This is a genomic window from Cupriavidus sp. 21MJTG02-4 (assembly GCF_057798975.1).
Genome location: NZ_JBYOJP010000005.1, coordinates 297000 through 310916 on the forward strand (window position 1 = coordinate 297000; position 13917 = coordinate 310916).

Genomic DNA, 13917 nt, shown 5'->3' on the forward strand with positions numbered 1-13917 from the left:
ACAGCGGGCGTCATCAAGGTCAGGCAATCTTGAACCGCGATACGGAATTGCGGAGCTCTTCGGTCAGCTGCGTCAGCTCGCGCACCGAATTCGCGGTCTGGCGGGTACCGGCGGTGGTGTGCTCGGTCGCCTGCAGAATGCGTTCGATGTGACGGGCGACGCCGCCGGCCAGGTCCGCCTCGTGCGAGGTGGAGCGGGAAATCTGCTCGATCAGCTCGGCCAGCTGGCGCGACACGCGGCCAATTTCCTGCAGTGCGGCGCCGGCATTGTCCGACAGGCGCGCCCCTTCCACCACGCCCTGCGTGCTGCGCTCCATGGCGTGCACCGCGTCCTGAGTATCGGTCTGGATGGTGCGGATCAGCGCGCCGATCTGCTTGGTGGCCTCGCCGGAGCGTTCGGCCAGGCGCTGCACTTCTTCGGCCACCACCGTGAAGCCGCGGCCGGCTTCGCCGGCGGACGCCGCCTGGATGGCGGCGTTGAGTGCCAGCACGTTGGTCTGCTCGGTAATGTCCGAGATCAGCTCGACGATTTCACCGATCTCCTGCGACGACTCGCCCAGGCGCTTGATGCGCTTGGACGTTTCCTGGATCTGCTCGCGGATGTCGTTCATGCCCGCGATGGCGTTCTGCACGGCGTGCTGCCCCTGCTCCGCGGCGGTCAGCGAGGCGCGCGCCACATTGGCCGACTCGGCCGCGCCGCGCGACACCTGCGTGATGCGGTCGGCCATGTCCACCACCGATTCCCCGGTCTGGCGGATCTGGCGCGACTGCTCTTCCGTCGTCGTGGCAAGCTGGTTGGAGGTCGCTTGCACCTGGCCCGAGGCCAGCGTCACTTCCCCGGCCGTCTGCTGCACACGGCCCACCAGTTCGCGCAGTTCTTCCACCGTGTAGTTCACCGAGTCGGCGATGGCGCCGGTGATGTCCTCGGTCACGGTGGCCTGGCGCGTGAGGTCGCCGTCGGCGATGTCCTGCAGTTCGTTCATCAGCTGCAGAATGGCCTTCTGCGTGGTGTCGTTGTTGCGCTTTTCCTCAAGGCGGCGCGTTTCGGCTTCACGCTCGCGCGCCTCGGCGTCCACGGCGCGCAGGCGCGAATCGCGCAGGTACAGCGCAGCCAGGCCGGCCAGGCACAACAGCGTCATCAGCGCCGAAACCACGGTGGCGCCCAGCGTCACGGGACGGAAGCGCGCCGCCTCGGCGTAGGACTTCTGCAGCGCGGACAGTTCACCGCGCAGGGCTTCGTTGTCGTTGAAGATCTGCTGCTGCGCGCGCTTGGCGGCAATCAGGCCGGGCAGGTTCTGCAGGATCGTCTGGGTGGTCTTCTGCACCGCGTCGAAGCGTTGCGAAAGCTGCTGCAGGTAGCCGCGCGTCTCGGCATCGGTCGCAGCGTTGAGCCGCAGCGCCTCGCTGCCGTTGAGCAGGCCGTCGAGCGTCTCGCGGAAGGTGTTGGTGTCCTTGCCGAGCAGGAACGCCGTCTCGGGGTTCACGCCTTCGCCCGACAGGAATTCGTTCAGGTTCTTGCCCAGGCGCTGCGTCAGCATCACCAGCTGCGCCGAGGCGGCGACCTCGCGCGCGTTGGAGCCGGACTGCAGCTTGAGCGCGGCAACCTGTTCCGCGGCCTCGAGCAGTTCGGGGTTCGAGGCGTTGAAGACCTGCAGGGTCTGGCCGATCGTGGTCAGCACCGGCTGCTGCGCGAGCACGTCGGCGGCACTCTTCTCGCTGCGCTTCCACGAACTGATCGCGGTTTCCAGCAGGGCCTGCGCCGCACCCGTGGTGGCGCGCACCTGCTTCTCGACGCTGCCGGCGAGCAGGGCCTGCAAGTCTTCGGCCAGCGCTTCCTTGGACTGGCGCAGCTGCGTGAAGGCCTGCACGTTGCCCAGCAGCGCCACCGGCGCGGCCTTGCCCAGGCGCTGCGAGTGCATCAGCATGTCGCCGGAGATCTCGATCTGCGCGGCGGCGTTGTTGGCGATGCGGTTGTCCATGTACACCGAGCCGAGCAGCGCCACCAGCGACACCACCACGCCGATGGTGAGACCACGCTGCTGCGACGAGAACGGCATGCGTTCCAGCCATGACGACACGGCATCGACGGGGGAACGGCCCAGCCCGCCGGCACGCATGCCCGCCGATGCCACGCCGGCGCGGTCCTCCACCAGGCCCGCAGCCGCGTCGGCGGCCGGCTTCCGGCTTCCCAGGCTGATTTTCTTGAACCCCATAGCACCCTCTGTCCGTTGAATCGTTGTCTGGGGCGGCCTCGACCCGCGCCGCCGCGTTATTTATTCTTAATTCTGCTGCCCCCGACACCGCGACCCACGGCGCCGGAATTCCGCACGGGGCTATGCAGCGACCCGGCCTGCCTGGAGGAACGCCGGCGCATCGAGCAGCGCGCGCACGTCCAGCACCTGCCAGGCACGGCCGTCGCCATCATCCAGACGCCGGCCTTCCCATGCGGCGTCGGCCGCCGCGTCCTGCGCCGGCGCACGCAGGTCCGCCGCGTGGCGCAGGCCGACTACGCGCGTGGCCAGGATGCCGCAGGCCCGCTCGACCTGGCGCGACAGCACCACGATCTTGCTGCCCGGCTGCAGCGGGGTCGGTCCCTCGCCGCAGAACAGGCCGAAATCCACCACGCCCAGCAGGTTGCCGCGCGCATTGACCAGGCCGGCATACCACGGCTGCGTCAGCGGCACGCGGCTCGGCTGGCGCAGGTCGAGCACCTCGCCGGTCTGCGCGAGCGGCAGCAGCCAGCCGCGCTGGCCCACCTGCAGCGCCAGGTAGCTGTCCGCCGCGGGCACGTTGCGGGCTTCGCGCAGGCGCCTGGCCAGCATGGCCTGGTAATCCTGCAGGCGGGTCTGGCGGGTGCGCAGGTCTTGGCGTGGCGCGTTCATGTGCGTCTCCAGCTTACTGGCGAAGACGGGTGCCGTCAGTGGGACAGCGCCGCGATCTTGGTGAGCAATTCCTTGCTGTCGACCGGCTTGACGATGTAGTCGGAAGCCCCCTGTCGCATGCCCCAGATGCGATCGGTGTCCAGGCCCTTGCTGGTGCACATGATCACGGGGATATCCTTGAAGCGGTCGTCGCGCTTGATGGCGCGCGTGGCCTGGTAGCCGTTCTGGCCGGGCATCACCACGTCCATGAGGATCAGGTCGAAGGCCTCGGCCTCCAGGCGCGTGAAAGCCTGTTCGCTGTTGCCGGCGACCGAGACCTTGAAGCCCTGCTTGCCGAGCAGGTCGGACATGAACAGGGCTTCGGTGGGCGAGTCATCGACGATGAGGATCTTGTTGATGGTTGTCATGAGTCAGTTCCTTGAATCCGGGTCATGCCGGCAGCGCGTTGCCGGCCGCCTGGGCAGGCATGCATGCCTGGACGGCTTGCAACAGCGTGTCACGCGTAAAGGGCTTGGCAAGGTGATCGCGCGCGCCGACCAGGCGCCCGCGCGAGCGGTCGAACACGCCGTCGCGCGAGGACAGCATGACCACGGGAATGGCGTGGAAACGCGGACTTTTCTTGATCAGCGAGCAGGTCTGGTAGCCGTCGAGACGCGGCATCAGGATGTCGCAGAAGATGAGATCGGGACGCATGTCGCCGACCTTGGCAAGCGCTTCGAAACCGTCCTCGGCAAGCACGACCTGATAGCCCGCCTGCGAAAGGAAGATCTCCGCCGTACGGCGGATGGTGCTGGAATCATCGATCACCAGCACTCTGCGCGACGATGCCGGCGCGGACGCCGGCTCCGGTTCCGGCTGCGCGCTGGCGCCGGCATTGACCCAATGGTTTTCTAGTGGTTGTGCGACCCGCATGTTGTTCCCGCGACCAGCGTCTCCCTGGGGAGCACCGGCAATCTCTTGAGAACACCCGCGCGGGACAGCCTGGCCTGGCCAGCCGCCCCGACGGAACCCCGAATAATCTTCCCTGCAAAAGGCCGGTCAGAAGACCGGCCTGTGGCGGCACGTGGAACCCGCACCTGCCTTTCCGTCCTGTGCCACCCCCGAATGGCGGGATGGACGAAGGATCATTTTGCGACAGAGTGTGACAAGACGCCGGAGGGCCGTCAATCCGGAGCGACCGGCACAGTCCGGCGAATTGTCGCGTCGGCGCGACGCGGCGATGCCGCGCCCCCGACGCCAGCGAGCCGTGGCCTCAGATGGCCACCATCTCGAAATCTTCCTTGCGGGCCCCGCACTCCGGGCAGGTCCAGTTGATGGGCACGTCTTCCCATTTGGTGCCCGGGGCAATACCGTCTTCCGGCGCGCCGGCAGCCTCATCGTAGATCCAGCCGCAGATCAGGCACATCCAAGTCTTGTATTCCATAACAGGCTCTGGCCGCTCTCCATTAAAATTCAGCGCAGATGGTACCGAATCGGCGCCGACGGCGCCAGCCGCGTTAGCCAGAATCGTGCCAAATCCGCCGTGTTCGCGCACGTTAGCGTACAAATACGGGATAAAAGCCGCGCTATTCCCCGCGCATTGCACCGCTTTGCCCATCCTTTGACGCCAGTTCGCGTCCGCTTGAACGCGTTTCCCGAGTTTTAGACCCAGGCAGACCATGTCCCGTAACCAGCAGCTCTTCGACCGTGCCCAGCAAACCATTCCCGGCGGCGTCAATTCGCCCGTGCGCGCCTTCCGCTCGGTGGGCGGCACGCCGCGCTTCATCACGCGTGCCGAAGGGGCCTATATGTGGGATGCCGAGGGCCAGCGCTACATTGACTACATTGGCTCCTGGGGCCCGATGATCGTGGGCCACGCCCACCCGGACGTGGTGCGCGCCGTGCAGGAGACCGCCGCGCACAGCTTCTCCTTTGGCGCGCCCACCGAAGGCGAGATCGAGATGGCGGAGGAAATCTGCAAGCTGGTGCCGTCCATCGAACAGGTGCGGCTGGTTTCGTCCGGCACCGAGGCAACCATGAGCGCGCTGCGCCTCGCGCGCGGCTTCACCGGCCGCGACCTGATCATCAAGTTCGAAGGCTGCTACCACGGCCATGCCGACAGCCTGCTGGTCAAGGCCGGCTCGGGCCTGCTGACCTTTGCCGACACCACGCAGAACGCGCCCTCCTCGGCAGGCGTGCCCGCCGACGTGACGCGCCACACCATGGTGCTCGAGTACAACAACGTCGAGCAGCTGGAGCAGGCGTTCGCCAAGCACGCGGGCGAGATCGCCGCCGTGATCGTCGAGCCGGTCGCCGGCAACATGAACCTGGTGCGCGCCAGCGACGCCTTCCTGAAGGCCATGCGCGAACTGTGCACGCGCGACGGCGCCGTGCTGATCTTCGACGAGGTCATGACCGGCTTCCGCGTGGCGCTGGGCGGCGCCCAGGCGCACTACGGCATGACCCCGGACCTGACCTGCCTGGGCAAGGTCATCGGCGGCGGCATGCCCGCGGCGGCCTTTGGCGGCCGGCGCGACATCATGGCCAGGCTGGCACCGCTGGGCGGCGTGTACCAGGCCGGCACGCTGTCCGGCAACCCGCTGGCGGTGGCCGCCGGCCTGACCACGCTGCGGCTGATCCAGGCGCCCGGCTTCTATGACCAGCTTGCCGCACAAACCCGCAAGCTTGCCGATGGCCTGAGCGAAGCCGCCCGCGCCGCCGGCGTGCCGTTTGCCGCCGATGCGATCGGCGGCATGTTCGGACTCTACTTCCGCGAAGGCGTGCCGGGCAGCTTTGCCGAAGTCACAAAAAGCGATACCGCGCGCTTCAACCGCTTCTTCCACGCCATGCTCGACAACGGCGTGTACCTGGCGCCGTCGGCCTTCGAGGCTGGCTTTGTCTCGGCCTGCCACGACGATGCCATCCTCCAGGCCACGCTGGACGCCGCGCGCAAGGCCTTCGCGGCCTGAGGCAGAGCGCTCCCGGGGTCGCCGCCGGCGGTAACGCGCCGTGCGCTACACTTGAGATTCGTCTCAAACCGGGAGCCCTCGATGCGCGCCTCACTGCCCCTGCCTTCCTCCTCGAACCGGGCTGCCGGCTGGTTCCGCTGGCTGTTGCTGGCCTGCCTGGCCAGCCTGCTGTCGGCCTGCGGCTATAACGACTTCCAGACCAAGGACGAGGCGGTCAAGGCGGCCTGGGGCGAGGTCGTCAACCAGTACCAGCGGCGCGCCGACCTGATCCCCAACCTGGTCAACACGGTCAAGGGCTACGCCACGCACGAGCGCGAAACGCTCGAGGCTGTGACCAAGGCACGCGCCGCCGCCACCAGCATCCAGGTATCGCCCGAGACCCTGAACGATCCTGAGGCGTTCAAGCGCTTCCAGCAGGCCCAGGGCGAGCTGTCCGGTGCCCTGTCGCGCCTGCTGGCGGTGTCCGAGAACTATCCGCAGCTGAAGGCCGATGCCTCGTTCCGCGACCTGCAATCGCAGCTTGAAGGCACAGAGAACCGCATCACCGTGGCGCGCCAGCGCTACATTGTCGCCGTGCGCGACTACAACGTGCTCGCGCGCAGTTTCCCCACCAATCTCACGGCCATGGTGTTCAAGTACGAGGTCAAGCCTTCGTTCGCGGTGGAAAACGAGAAGGCCATCTCCACACCGCCCGCTGTGAAGTTCTGACCGCAAGGCAATCATCATGGGCACGCTGATGGACTTGCCCGCCTTCCGTTCCGGGCGCCGCTGGCTGGCCGCCCTGCTTTGGCTGGCCGCCGCGCTGGCCATGCCGGCCCTGGCGGCCAATGACGGTTTCGTGCCGGTACCGCCGCTGACGCAGCGCGTCACCGACCTGACCAATACCCTGTCCGCCACCCAGCGCACTGCGCTGGAAAACGTGCTGGCCGAGTACGAGCAGCAGCGCGGCAGCCAGATCTTCGTGCTGATGCTGCCGACGACCGAGCCCGAGACCATCGACGCCTACAGCATCCGCGTGGCCGACGCCTGGCGCGCCGGGCGCAAGGGCATCGACGACGGCGTGATCGTCCTGATTGCCAAGGACAACCCGCCGGGCTTGCGCAAGATGCGGCTTGAAGTCGGACGCGGCGTGCAGGGCTCGCTCACGGACGCCATGTCCAAGCGCATCCTGCAGGACATCATGGCCCCACACTTCCGCCAGAACGACTTCTATGGCGGGCTGTCGGCCGGCATTTCCGCGATCCAGGCCACCATCGACAAGGAAGGCCTGGTCGGCCCGCAGCCGCGCAAGCAGGAATCGTCATTCTGGTCGGACTGGCTGCCGGTGCTGTTTCCGCTGGCCATCATCGTGTTCTTCTTCCTGACGGCCGCGACGCGGCGGCGCGGTCCGCAGATCGTCACCTCCCCGCGCGGCCGCGACGTGATCGCGGGGGGCCTCGGCGGACTGGGCGGCTACGGCATGGGCAGCGACTGGGGGCGTCGCGGCGGCTTCGGCGGCGGCGGTGATTTCGGTGGCGGCTCGGGCGGCGGGGGCGGCTTCGGCGGCGGAGGCGGCGGCGGTTTCGACGGCGGCGGTGCCTCCGGCAACTGGTAAGGAGAGCGGACCATGGCATCGCTGCGACGCGCGCTGCGCCACCTCGGCACCACCACCGGCACCGCCCGCCGTCATTTCCCGGCACCGGCGCAGCAGCAACTGCAAGACGCCGTCCACGCCGGCGAAGCGCGCCACCGCGGAGAGATCCGCGTTGTCATCGAGTCCAGCCTGCCGCTGGGCCATGCCTGGGGCGGCACCACGGCGCGGGCTCGGGCGCGTGCCCTGTTCGGAGCGCTGGAGGTGTGGAATACGGAAGAGCACACCGGCGTGCTGCTCTACATCAACCTGGCGGATCATGCGGTGGAATTGCTGGCGGATCGGGGCATCGACGGGCGCGTGGGCGCGACAATCTGGCGCGCGGTTTGCGATGAGCTTGCGGTGGGACTGGCCCGCGATCTTTCGGTCAGGCCAGTGCTGAAGGCGGTGGACCAGATCCATGATCTGCTGGCCACGCATTTCCCGGCAGGAGATGGACGGAACCCGAATGAGCTGGACGACCACCCCATTGTGCTGTAGATGGCCCCCTGCCTACGCAGGCTGCGGCGCCACCGGCCCCCGGACTTCAGTCGTCCCGCGGCGGGAAAAATATCGTACGAGAGCGGCCGAAACGGCCCACAGTATCGCCCCCGCGATCACGTCCGAGAAATAGTGTCCGCCCTGGGTAGGCGTGGCCATGATCATGACCGCATTGAACGGGACGACGACCAGCAGACCCGCGCGTGACCACCGCATTGCCTGAATGAACATCAGCCCCATGGCCGTGTGAAACGATGGCATGGAAACAAGGCCCTGCATCGTTTCGAGGTTGAATACTCTCATTTCTCCGCTTCGCAGCGCCGCGAAGTGCGAGTAATCGCGCAACTCCTCCGCTGAGATTGGATAGCCTGCCGCAGCAAAGTAGTTGAATGCACCCTGGGCGGGAAAGGGGCCCGATACCAGAAACAGCAGACCGAGCGACGCCGCGAACATGGTCAGGTACTCGCGCAGATGCCAATCACGATCCTGCAGGGAAAGCACGATCGGAATCAGGAGCAGCTGCATTCGGCCCATCTTGTAGAACCAGTCCAGGGTTGCACTCAATGCCGGCCTTGCGCGGACCCAGCCATGGACCGCTGGCCAGTCGAACCCCAGCGCGGTATCCAATGCCGTCAGCTGGTGGTCGATCAGTGGCGGCGACAGGGCCACGACCAGGTAGGAAAGAACACTGGTGGCGCAGACGAAGGCGAAGACCCACAACAGCGCGAACGCGGCCAGAGCAAGTCTGCGGAACTGCATGCGACCCGCAAGTCCATGGAGAACAGGCATGCGGTGGCGGACTGTGTCAGATGTAAGCACGACCATGCCCCCGGCAATGCATCCGAACACCAGAAGCAACGCTATCCGCCCTGACAAGCTCCCGGCATCGATGGACCGGCCGCTCCCAATGATCCACAGCGCGTCAATCCCGGCGACGACCAGCGCTGCCAGCCAGCGGATCGTATCGCTCCTGTCCCAGACCCGGACATGTGATGTCATCCCGCTCCCCGATTGCAATGCTTTGCCTCTGCAGTATTGGCCTTGCCTTAACAGAGTGCCTTTGACAGCAGGGTTTATCTGGTCTGGATAGCATGCAACCTCCAGACATTCTTTGCTGATGACAATAACGGCCTGATCAATTAATGCAAGTCGGATCGACCCGCATTTCGTACGCCAGCCAACAGATGGTCAGACACTTGCCATTTCCTGAATCCATTGTCAGCCGGCCGTGCCCGGCACACAGCGACAGCTGTTCAAACGCGAAACATACCTTTACCCGATATGGCGCCCGGCCTGCGCCGACTAAGCTGAGTCCACGACGACATTGCAGCGATACATAGCGGCGCGCCAGACGTCCGCTGGAACGGGGGAAACCATGTCAGAAAGCGTAGCGCAGAAGGTACCAGCGAGCGGCGCGCCGAAAGCGGACCTGCGCGAACTGACGTTGGAGCTGGCGCTGCGAACCGCGATGGCAATACTGCTTGCTGGCTTCGCATACGGAGCAATCCGGCAATGGCTCGCCAACCCATCGCGAATCACTCTGTTATTGCTCGTGCTGGCGAATTGCCTGACCCTCGGCCTGACGCTGTTTGCCCGGGTTCCGAAAAAGCGTGACTGGAATCCGGTCTCGGTGCTCTGCTCGCTGGGCGGCACATTCTATTTCCTTGCGATCGAACTGGCGCCCGGCGCGCATCTTGCCCCGGAGATAATCGGCGCCGGCCTGCAGGTCGGGGGGATTGCCTGGCAAATCTATGCCAAGCTTTCGCTGCGTTTCTCGTTCGGCATACTGCCAGCGAATCGGGGAATCGTATCGAACGGCGCCTACCGCTTCATGCGCCATCCGATCTACCTGAGTTACTTCATCGCCGACATCGGCTTCCTGCTCACCAACTTCGGGCTGCAGAACCTGCTGGTCTATGCCGGGCTGTACACGCTGCAGGTCATGCGGATCAATCGGGAGGAAACGCTGCTGTCCGACGATCCCAAATACTGCGAGTATCGCGAAAAGGTACGGTTTCGCGTCCTGCCTGGGATCTACTGAACATTCTGCGGAACATTGGGGCGGCGCGCCCCCATGGCGTACCACACCGCCGCAAGCCCCTGCAGGACCACCAATCCGCTCCACGCCACCCGATGCGCCTGCGCGGGATAGTGCCCGCCGCCGGCAGCCGGCCACAGATCCAGCACGAAGCCCACGCCCACCTGGCAGGCAAAGGTCGCCAGGAACACCGTCAACGTGAGTGCCGTGGTGGCGCGGCCGATCAGCGCATCGGGAAAGCTGCGCGCCAGCACGGCATAGGTCAGGATACCGCTCGAGCCGAACACCCCGTAGGCCGCCCACAGCAGCGCCGGTGGCAGTGGCACCTGAGCCAGCAGCAGCACCTGGACGACGATAAACGCCGTCATGCCCGCCACGGCAAAGGCATACAGGCTGATGCCCGCCCGTTCGAGGTGCCGCGCGGCCCACCCCGAGCCGACGCAGCCCACCATCATGGCAATGCCGATCACCGACACCAGCCGTGCGCTGGTGGCCGGCCCGAAGCCCCCGACGTCCCGCAGGAAAGCACCCACCCACAAGGTCTGTACCGCCAGGAATACGCCCTGGTTCAGCAACGTCAGCGGCACCACGCGCCAGAAACGCTCGCTGGCCAGGATCTGGCGCGTGCCACGCAACTGCTCGCGCAGGCTTTCCTTGCCGGCGCGCGGCTTGTCCGGCACGCCGAACCACAGCAGCACCGCCATCGCGAGCGTCACGCCCGCCAGCCCGGCACTGACCATGCGCCAGTCCGCAACCGAAAGCAGCCACGCCAGCGGCGTCCCTACCAGCACGGCACCGAGGCCGCCGATGGCCATCACCACGCCATTGAGCAGCGGCATGCGCGACAAGGGAAACCACATCGACAGCGCCTGGATTGCCGCGCCCAGGCAAACCGACACGCCGACGCCGATCAGCATCCGGCCGGCAGCGAGGCACGCCATGCCCGGCGCCAGCGCGAAGACCAGCGAGCCGGCCACCGCCACCAGCAACATCGCGGCCTCGGTGCGGCGCGGGCCATAACGGTCCAGCAGGATGCCCGCCGGCAGTTGCGCACAGGCGAAGCCAAGGAAATAGAAACTCGTCAGCAGGCCCAGGTCGCCGGCACTCAGGCCCAGTTCGCGTGTCAGGTGCGGCGCAAACCCAAGGTTGACGCCACGGAACACATAGGACACCAGGAAGCCCAGCGAAAACACCGCCAGCACGCGCCAGCGGGGATCGGAAGCAGGCTTTGCGTGCGGGGATGCAGAAGAGAGATTTGGAGGAGCGGTCATCGTCATGGGCTGGATTGTGCAACAGGTGCGCCTGGAGCGTTGGCGGCGGACTCCGCTACGCCTGCCAAAGCCGCGACGTATCACTCCTGAAATTGTTTTGATGCCCAATGTTGGCAATACAAATCAATTTCGTTTGATGCAGCGAACCACAGCGGATCAGCGTTCGCGTCAAAAGGCACCATTACCGTGTCGAGCCCGGGCGCCGACACTCTTCCGGCGGTCAGAGTTTCACGGATGCAACCGATTGGCGCGGTCATGCCAGCTACCGTGCAATTTCTACCCATCCCATCCATAGAGATGAGATGTGGTGGATGGCAATCGATGGCTTCATCCGCCGACTCGTGCAAAGGCGTGTCATCGCGCCGCCACGCGTACGGCGACAAGATCAAAAGAAGCCACAACGCCGATTGCACTTAGGGATAACCCGGTCAGTGAAGTGCGCTTCCGTGTAATCGCTTCGGTTCCTTGTTACACACGCGCAACCATTCGGAGGTCTCTTCGCGTGCCGACTCAGTGTCGTGGCCCTCTGGCGCTTCCAACAGCGCTTCCCCCCGTCCGGAGGGACCGACCGACAGGAAATGCCCCTTCATCCACAAGTAGATGAGTATGCGTGTCGTTTGCACCATGACTGTGTCGCGCCCAACCGCGCTCGACGACCCGGGCAGTAACAGAAATGGAACGTTTTGACTTTCCCACGCCCCGACGAATTTCGGAAAACCACAATTTTTCCTTTGTTTTCATGCGTTTAACCGGCTCTGGCACATTCGTCGCGAATATGTCCTCGCGAACATGAAGCCCGGAATTGGGGAAGTCTGAAACCGAAGCGCCAACACGCTGGCAAACGTTCGACGGAGATCAGTTTCAGAACGACCCCGCTTCCCAGGGCGGGATTCGGGCTGGTGCTGTAAGCGCGGGGCCGCGCGGAAGGGAACGGCTCGCACCGACGCATACCGTTGCGGTCTGAGCCGGGAAGTACAGGAGAGGTCTTTCAGGAAACCACGGGTCGCGCCAGCGGGGGCGGCCCGTGCGACCTGGACAGTCAAAGCCAGTCATGGATGACCATGGCGGCGATGGGGACCGCGAACAGAGCGGGATGCCGGTGCGCCGGCATCACAAGGGGTGTAGCCAGGCCCGCCTAGCGGGCCTGGCAAAAAAACAGAATTCGGGAAAGACGCCTGGCCGACGCGGCATCGACGCGCGGCCGGAGCGGGCCTGAGGGCCACCGAATCCGGTGTCCGGCAACTGCTGGCAGCGGTTTCGTCAATAAAAAAGATCCGGGGAAATCGTATGAGCGCTTACGCCAATCGTCCGCTGCTCTACTTGTCGCAGCATCACGACGCCACACTGTGCCGGGCTCTGTCGCAACGCGGCTGGAAGATCAGCTTTGCGTCGAGCCTGCATGATCTCGACGCGCTTTCGCACAATCCACAGGCCTGTGCCGCGCTGCTCGATCTCCACAGCGGGTTCAGCGACACCGAGCTGGAGTCCTTCGAGCCCTGGCTATCGCATCCGCTGCTGAGCTGGATTGGCATCGTCGCAAGCCGCGACGCGCTGAGCGATGCGGCGCGCCGCCTGCTTGGCCTTTACTTTGTCGACTACTACACCGCCCCGTTCGAGCTGGCGCATCTGGCGCATTCGCTCGGCCACGCGCAAGGCATCGCGCAGATGCGCCCCGCCGCGCAGCGCGCGGGTGCAAGCAGCGCGCGGCCGGACGGCATGATCGGCAATTGCCAGGCCATGCAGGCACTGTTCCGCGGCATCGAGAAGGTGTCGCTCTGGGACACGCCGGTGCTGATCTCGGGCGAATCGGGCACCGGCAAGGAACTCGCCGCGCAAGCGATCCACCGCGCCAGCGATCGCGCGCAAAAGCCCTTTGTCGCCGTCAACTGCGCCGCCATCCCGCCGACGCTGCTCATGTCGGAACTGTTCGGCTACGAGCGCGGCGCGTTCACGGGCGCGGCCAAGCGCAAGCTCGGCCGCATCGAGATGGCGCAGGGCGGCACGTTGTTCCTGGACGAAATCGGCGACATGCCGCTGGAAAGCCAGACCAGCCTGCTGCGCTTCCTGGAAACCGGCAAGATCGAGCGCCTGGGCGGCACCGAATCCATCGAAGTCGATGTGCGCATCATCTCGGCCACCCACGTCGACCTGGAAGCGGCGATCGCGGCCGAACGGTTCCGCGGCGACCTGTACCACCGCCTGTGCGTGCTGCGCGTGCGCCAGCCACCGTTGCGCGAGCGCGGCAGCGACCTCATGCTGCTTGCCGAACATATGCTCGCCGGCGTGCGCAAGCAGTCGCCGAATCACATCAGGGGCTTCTCGCCGACGGCACTGCGCGCAATCCAGCAGCATGAGTGGCCTGGCAACGTCCGCGAGCTGATCAACCGCATCCGCCACGCGGCGGCCATGTGTGAGGACGGGGTGATCCAGCCGGAAGACCTGGAACTGGCGGCACCGGCAGAGGAACGGCCGCAGACGCTAGCGGCAATCCGCGAGGCCGCCGAGCAAGGCGCGATCGTCGAGGCGCTGCAGCGCAACCATGAACGCCTGATCGATGTGGCCGCGGAACTCGGGATCTCGCGCGTGACGCTGTTCAGGTTGATGCGGGACTACAAGCTACAGGTGAAGAAGGGCGATCTGGGGCTGGTCTGTGTGCAGGGCTGATCCTT

The 13917-nt window shown here is 65.7% G+C and carries 14 protein-coding genes; 6 read left to right on the top strand and 8 right to left on the bottom strand.

What is annotated here, in order from left to right:
- Positions 1-19 precede the first annotated feature (19 nt).
- The 5 genes from AC3FKH_RS13030 to AC3FKH_RS13050 form a co-directional block, all read right to left on the bottom strand.
- On the bottom strand, positions 20-2212 hold the full coding sequence (locus AC3FKH_RS13030) for a methyl-accepting chemotaxis protein (RefSeq protein ID WP_488676058.1): 2193 nt from the start codon (positions 2210-2212) through the stop codon (positions 20-22).
- Positions 2213-2332: 120 nt separating this feature from the next.
- On the bottom strand, positions 2333-2881 hold the full coding sequence (locus AC3FKH_RS13035) for a chemotaxis protein CheW (RefSeq protein ID WP_488676060.1): 549 nt from the start codon (positions 2879-2881) through the stop codon (positions 2333-2335).
- A 35-nt stretch (positions 2882-2916) separates the two neighbouring features.
- Positions 2917-3288 carry a response regulator gene (locus AC3FKH_RS13040; protein WP_483710680.1) on the bottom strand — a complete coding sequence of 124 codons (372 nt, stop codon included), beginning with the start codon at positions 3286-3288 and terminating at the stop codon, positions 2917-2919.
- A gap of 22 nt (positions 3289-3310) precedes the next feature.
- Positions 3311-3793: a response regulator gene (locus tag AC3FKH_RS13045; protein ID WP_488676062.1), complete on the bottom strand. Its 483-nt coding sequence runs from the start codon at positions 3791-3793 to the stop codon at positions 3311-3313.
- Between the two features lie 340 nt (positions 3794-4133).
- The gene (locus tag AC3FKH_RS13050) at positions 4134-4304 is read right to left on the bottom strand and encodes a rubredoxin (protein WP_008644874.1); all 171 of its coding nucleotides are present in this window, start codon (positions 4302-4304) and stop codon (positions 4134-4136) included.
- A gap of 235 nt (positions 4305-4539) precedes the next feature.
- Here AC3FKH_RS13050 and hemL point away from each other — a divergent pair, with 235 nt between their 5' ends.
- From hemL to AC3FKH_RS13070, 4 genes are all read left to right on the top strand, one after another.
- Positions 4540-5829, top strand: a complete 1290-nt coding sequence (gene hemL / locus AC3FKH_RS13055) for a glutamate-1-semialdehyde 2,1-aminomutase (protein ID WP_488676064.1) — start codon at positions 4540-4542, stop codon at positions 5827-5829.
- An 81-nt stretch (positions 5830-5910) separates the two neighbouring features.
- Complete coding sequence (locus AC3FKH_RS13060; protein WP_483710677.1) at positions 5911-6537, top strand: LemA family protein; 627 nt, start codon at positions 5911-5913, stop codon at positions 6535-6537.
- Positions 6538-6553: 16 nt separating this feature from the next.
- Positions 6554-7423: a TPM domain-containing protein gene (locus AC3FKH_RS13065; protein WP_488676066.1), complete on the top strand. Its 870-nt coding sequence runs from the start codon at positions 6554-6556 to the stop codon at positions 7421-7423.
- Between the two features lie 12 nt (positions 7424-7435).
- Positions 7436-7939 carry a TPM domain-containing protein gene (locus tag AC3FKH_RS13070; protein ID WP_488676067.1) on the top strand — a complete coding sequence of 168 codons (504 nt, stop codon included), beginning with the start codon at positions 7436-7438 and terminating at the stop codon, positions 7937-7939.
- A gap of 12 nt (positions 7940-7951) precedes the next feature.
- On the opposite strand, the gene AC3FKH_RS13075 is transcribed toward AC3FKH_RS13070, so the two are convergent.
- Positions 7952-8938 (bottom strand): phosphatase PAP2 family protein, encoded by a 987-nt coding sequence (locus tag AC3FKH_RS13075; protein WP_488676069.1) that lies wholly within the window; start codon positions 8936-8938, stop codon positions 7952-7954.
- A gap of 376 nt (positions 8939-9314) precedes the next feature.
- On the opposite strand from AC3FKH_RS13075, the gene AC3FKH_RS13080 reads away from it, so the two are divergent.
- Positions 9315-9980, top strand: coding sequence for a methyltransferase family protein (locus AC3FKH_RS13080; protein ID WP_488676284.1), 666 nt, complete (start codon positions 9315-9317; stop codon positions 9978-9980).
- Here the strand turns inward: AC3FKH_RS13080 and AC3FKH_RS13085 are convergent.
- Positions 9974-11248, bottom strand: coding sequence for an MFS transporter (locus AC3FKH_RS13085; RefSeq protein ID WP_488676070.1), 1275 nt, complete (start codon positions 11246-11248; stop codon positions 9974-9976). The genes AC3FKH_RS13080 and AC3FKH_RS13085 overlap by 7 nt on opposite strands.
- A gap of 80 nt (positions 11249-11328) precedes the next feature.
- Positions 11329-11505 (bottom strand): hypothetical protein, encoded by a 177-nt coding sequence (locus AC3FKH_RS13090; RefSeq protein WP_488676072.1) that lies wholly within the window; start codon positions 11503-11505, stop codon positions 11329-11331.
- Positions 11506-12535: 1030 nt separating this feature from the next.
- Here AC3FKH_RS13090 and AC3FKH_RS13095 point away from each other — a divergent pair.
- On the top strand, positions 12536-13912 hold the full coding sequence (locus tag AC3FKH_RS13095; protein ID WP_488676074.1) for a sigma-54 dependent transcriptional regulator: 1377 nt from the start codon (positions 12536-12538) through the stop codon (positions 13910-13912).
- Positions 13913-13917 lie beyond the last annotated feature (5 nt).

What these genes read in the sequence shown, in the direction of transcription:
- AC3FKH_RS13030 (WP_488676058.1), bottom strand. Translation starts at nt 2,212, where the DNA reads ATGGGGTTCAAGAAAATCAGCCTGGGAAGCCGGAAGCCGGCCGCCGAC.
- AC3FKH_RS13035 (WP_488676060.1), bottom strand. Translation starts at nt 2,881, where the DNA reads ATGAACGCGCCACGCCAAGACCTGCGCACCCGCCAGACCCGCCTGCAG.
- AC3FKH_RS13040 (WP_483710680.1), bottom strand. Translation starts at nt 3,288, where the DNA reads ATGACAACCATCAACAAGATCCTCATCGTCGATGACTCGCCCACCGAA.
- AC3FKH_RS13045 (WP_488676062.1), bottom strand. Translation starts at nt 3,793, where the DNA reads ATGCGGGTCGCACAACCACTAGAAAACCATTGGGTCAATGCCGGCGCC.
- AC3FKH_RS13050 (WP_008644874.1), bottom strand. Translation starts at nt 4,304, where the DNA reads ATGGAATACAAGACTTGGATGTGCCTGATCTGCGGCTGGATCTACGAT.
- hemL (WP_488676064.1), top strand. Translation starts at nt 4,540, where the DNA reads ATGTCCCGTAACCAGCAGCTCTTCGACCGTGCCCAGCAAACCATTCCC.
- AC3FKH_RS13060 (WP_483710677.1), top strand. Translation starts at nt 5,911, where the DNA reads ATGCGCGCCTCACTGCCCCTGCCTTCCTCCTCGAACCGGGCTGCCGGC.
- AC3FKH_RS13065 (WP_488676066.1), top strand. Translation starts at nt 6,554, where the DNA reads ATGGGCACGCTGATGGACTTGCCCGCCTTCCGTTCCGGGCGCCGCTGG.
- AC3FKH_RS13070 (WP_488676067.1), top strand. Translation starts at nt 7,436, where the DNA reads ATGGCATCGCTGCGACGCGCGCTGCGCCACCTCGGCACCACCACCGGC.
- AC3FKH_RS13075 (WP_488676069.1), bottom strand. Translation starts at nt 8,938, where the DNA reads ATGACATCACATGTCCGGGTCTGGGACAGGAGCGATACGATCCGCTGG.
- AC3FKH_RS13080 (WP_488676284.1), top strand. Translation starts at nt 9,315, where the DNA reads ATGTCAGAAAGCGTAGCGCAGAAGGTACCAGCGAGCGGCGCGCCGAAA.
- AC3FKH_RS13085 (WP_488676070.1), bottom strand. Translation starts at nt 11,248, where the DNA reads ATGACCGCTCCTCCAAATCTCTCTTCTGCATCCCCGCACGCAAAGCCT.
- AC3FKH_RS13090 (WP_488676072.1), bottom strand. Translation starts at nt 11,505, where the DNA reads ATGACCGCGCCAATCGGTTGCATCCGTGAAACTCTGACCGCCGGAAGA.
- AC3FKH_RS13095 (WP_488676074.1), top strand. Translation starts at nt 12,536, where the DNA reads ATGAGCGCTTACGCCAATCGTCCGCTGCTCTACTTGTCGCAGCATCAC.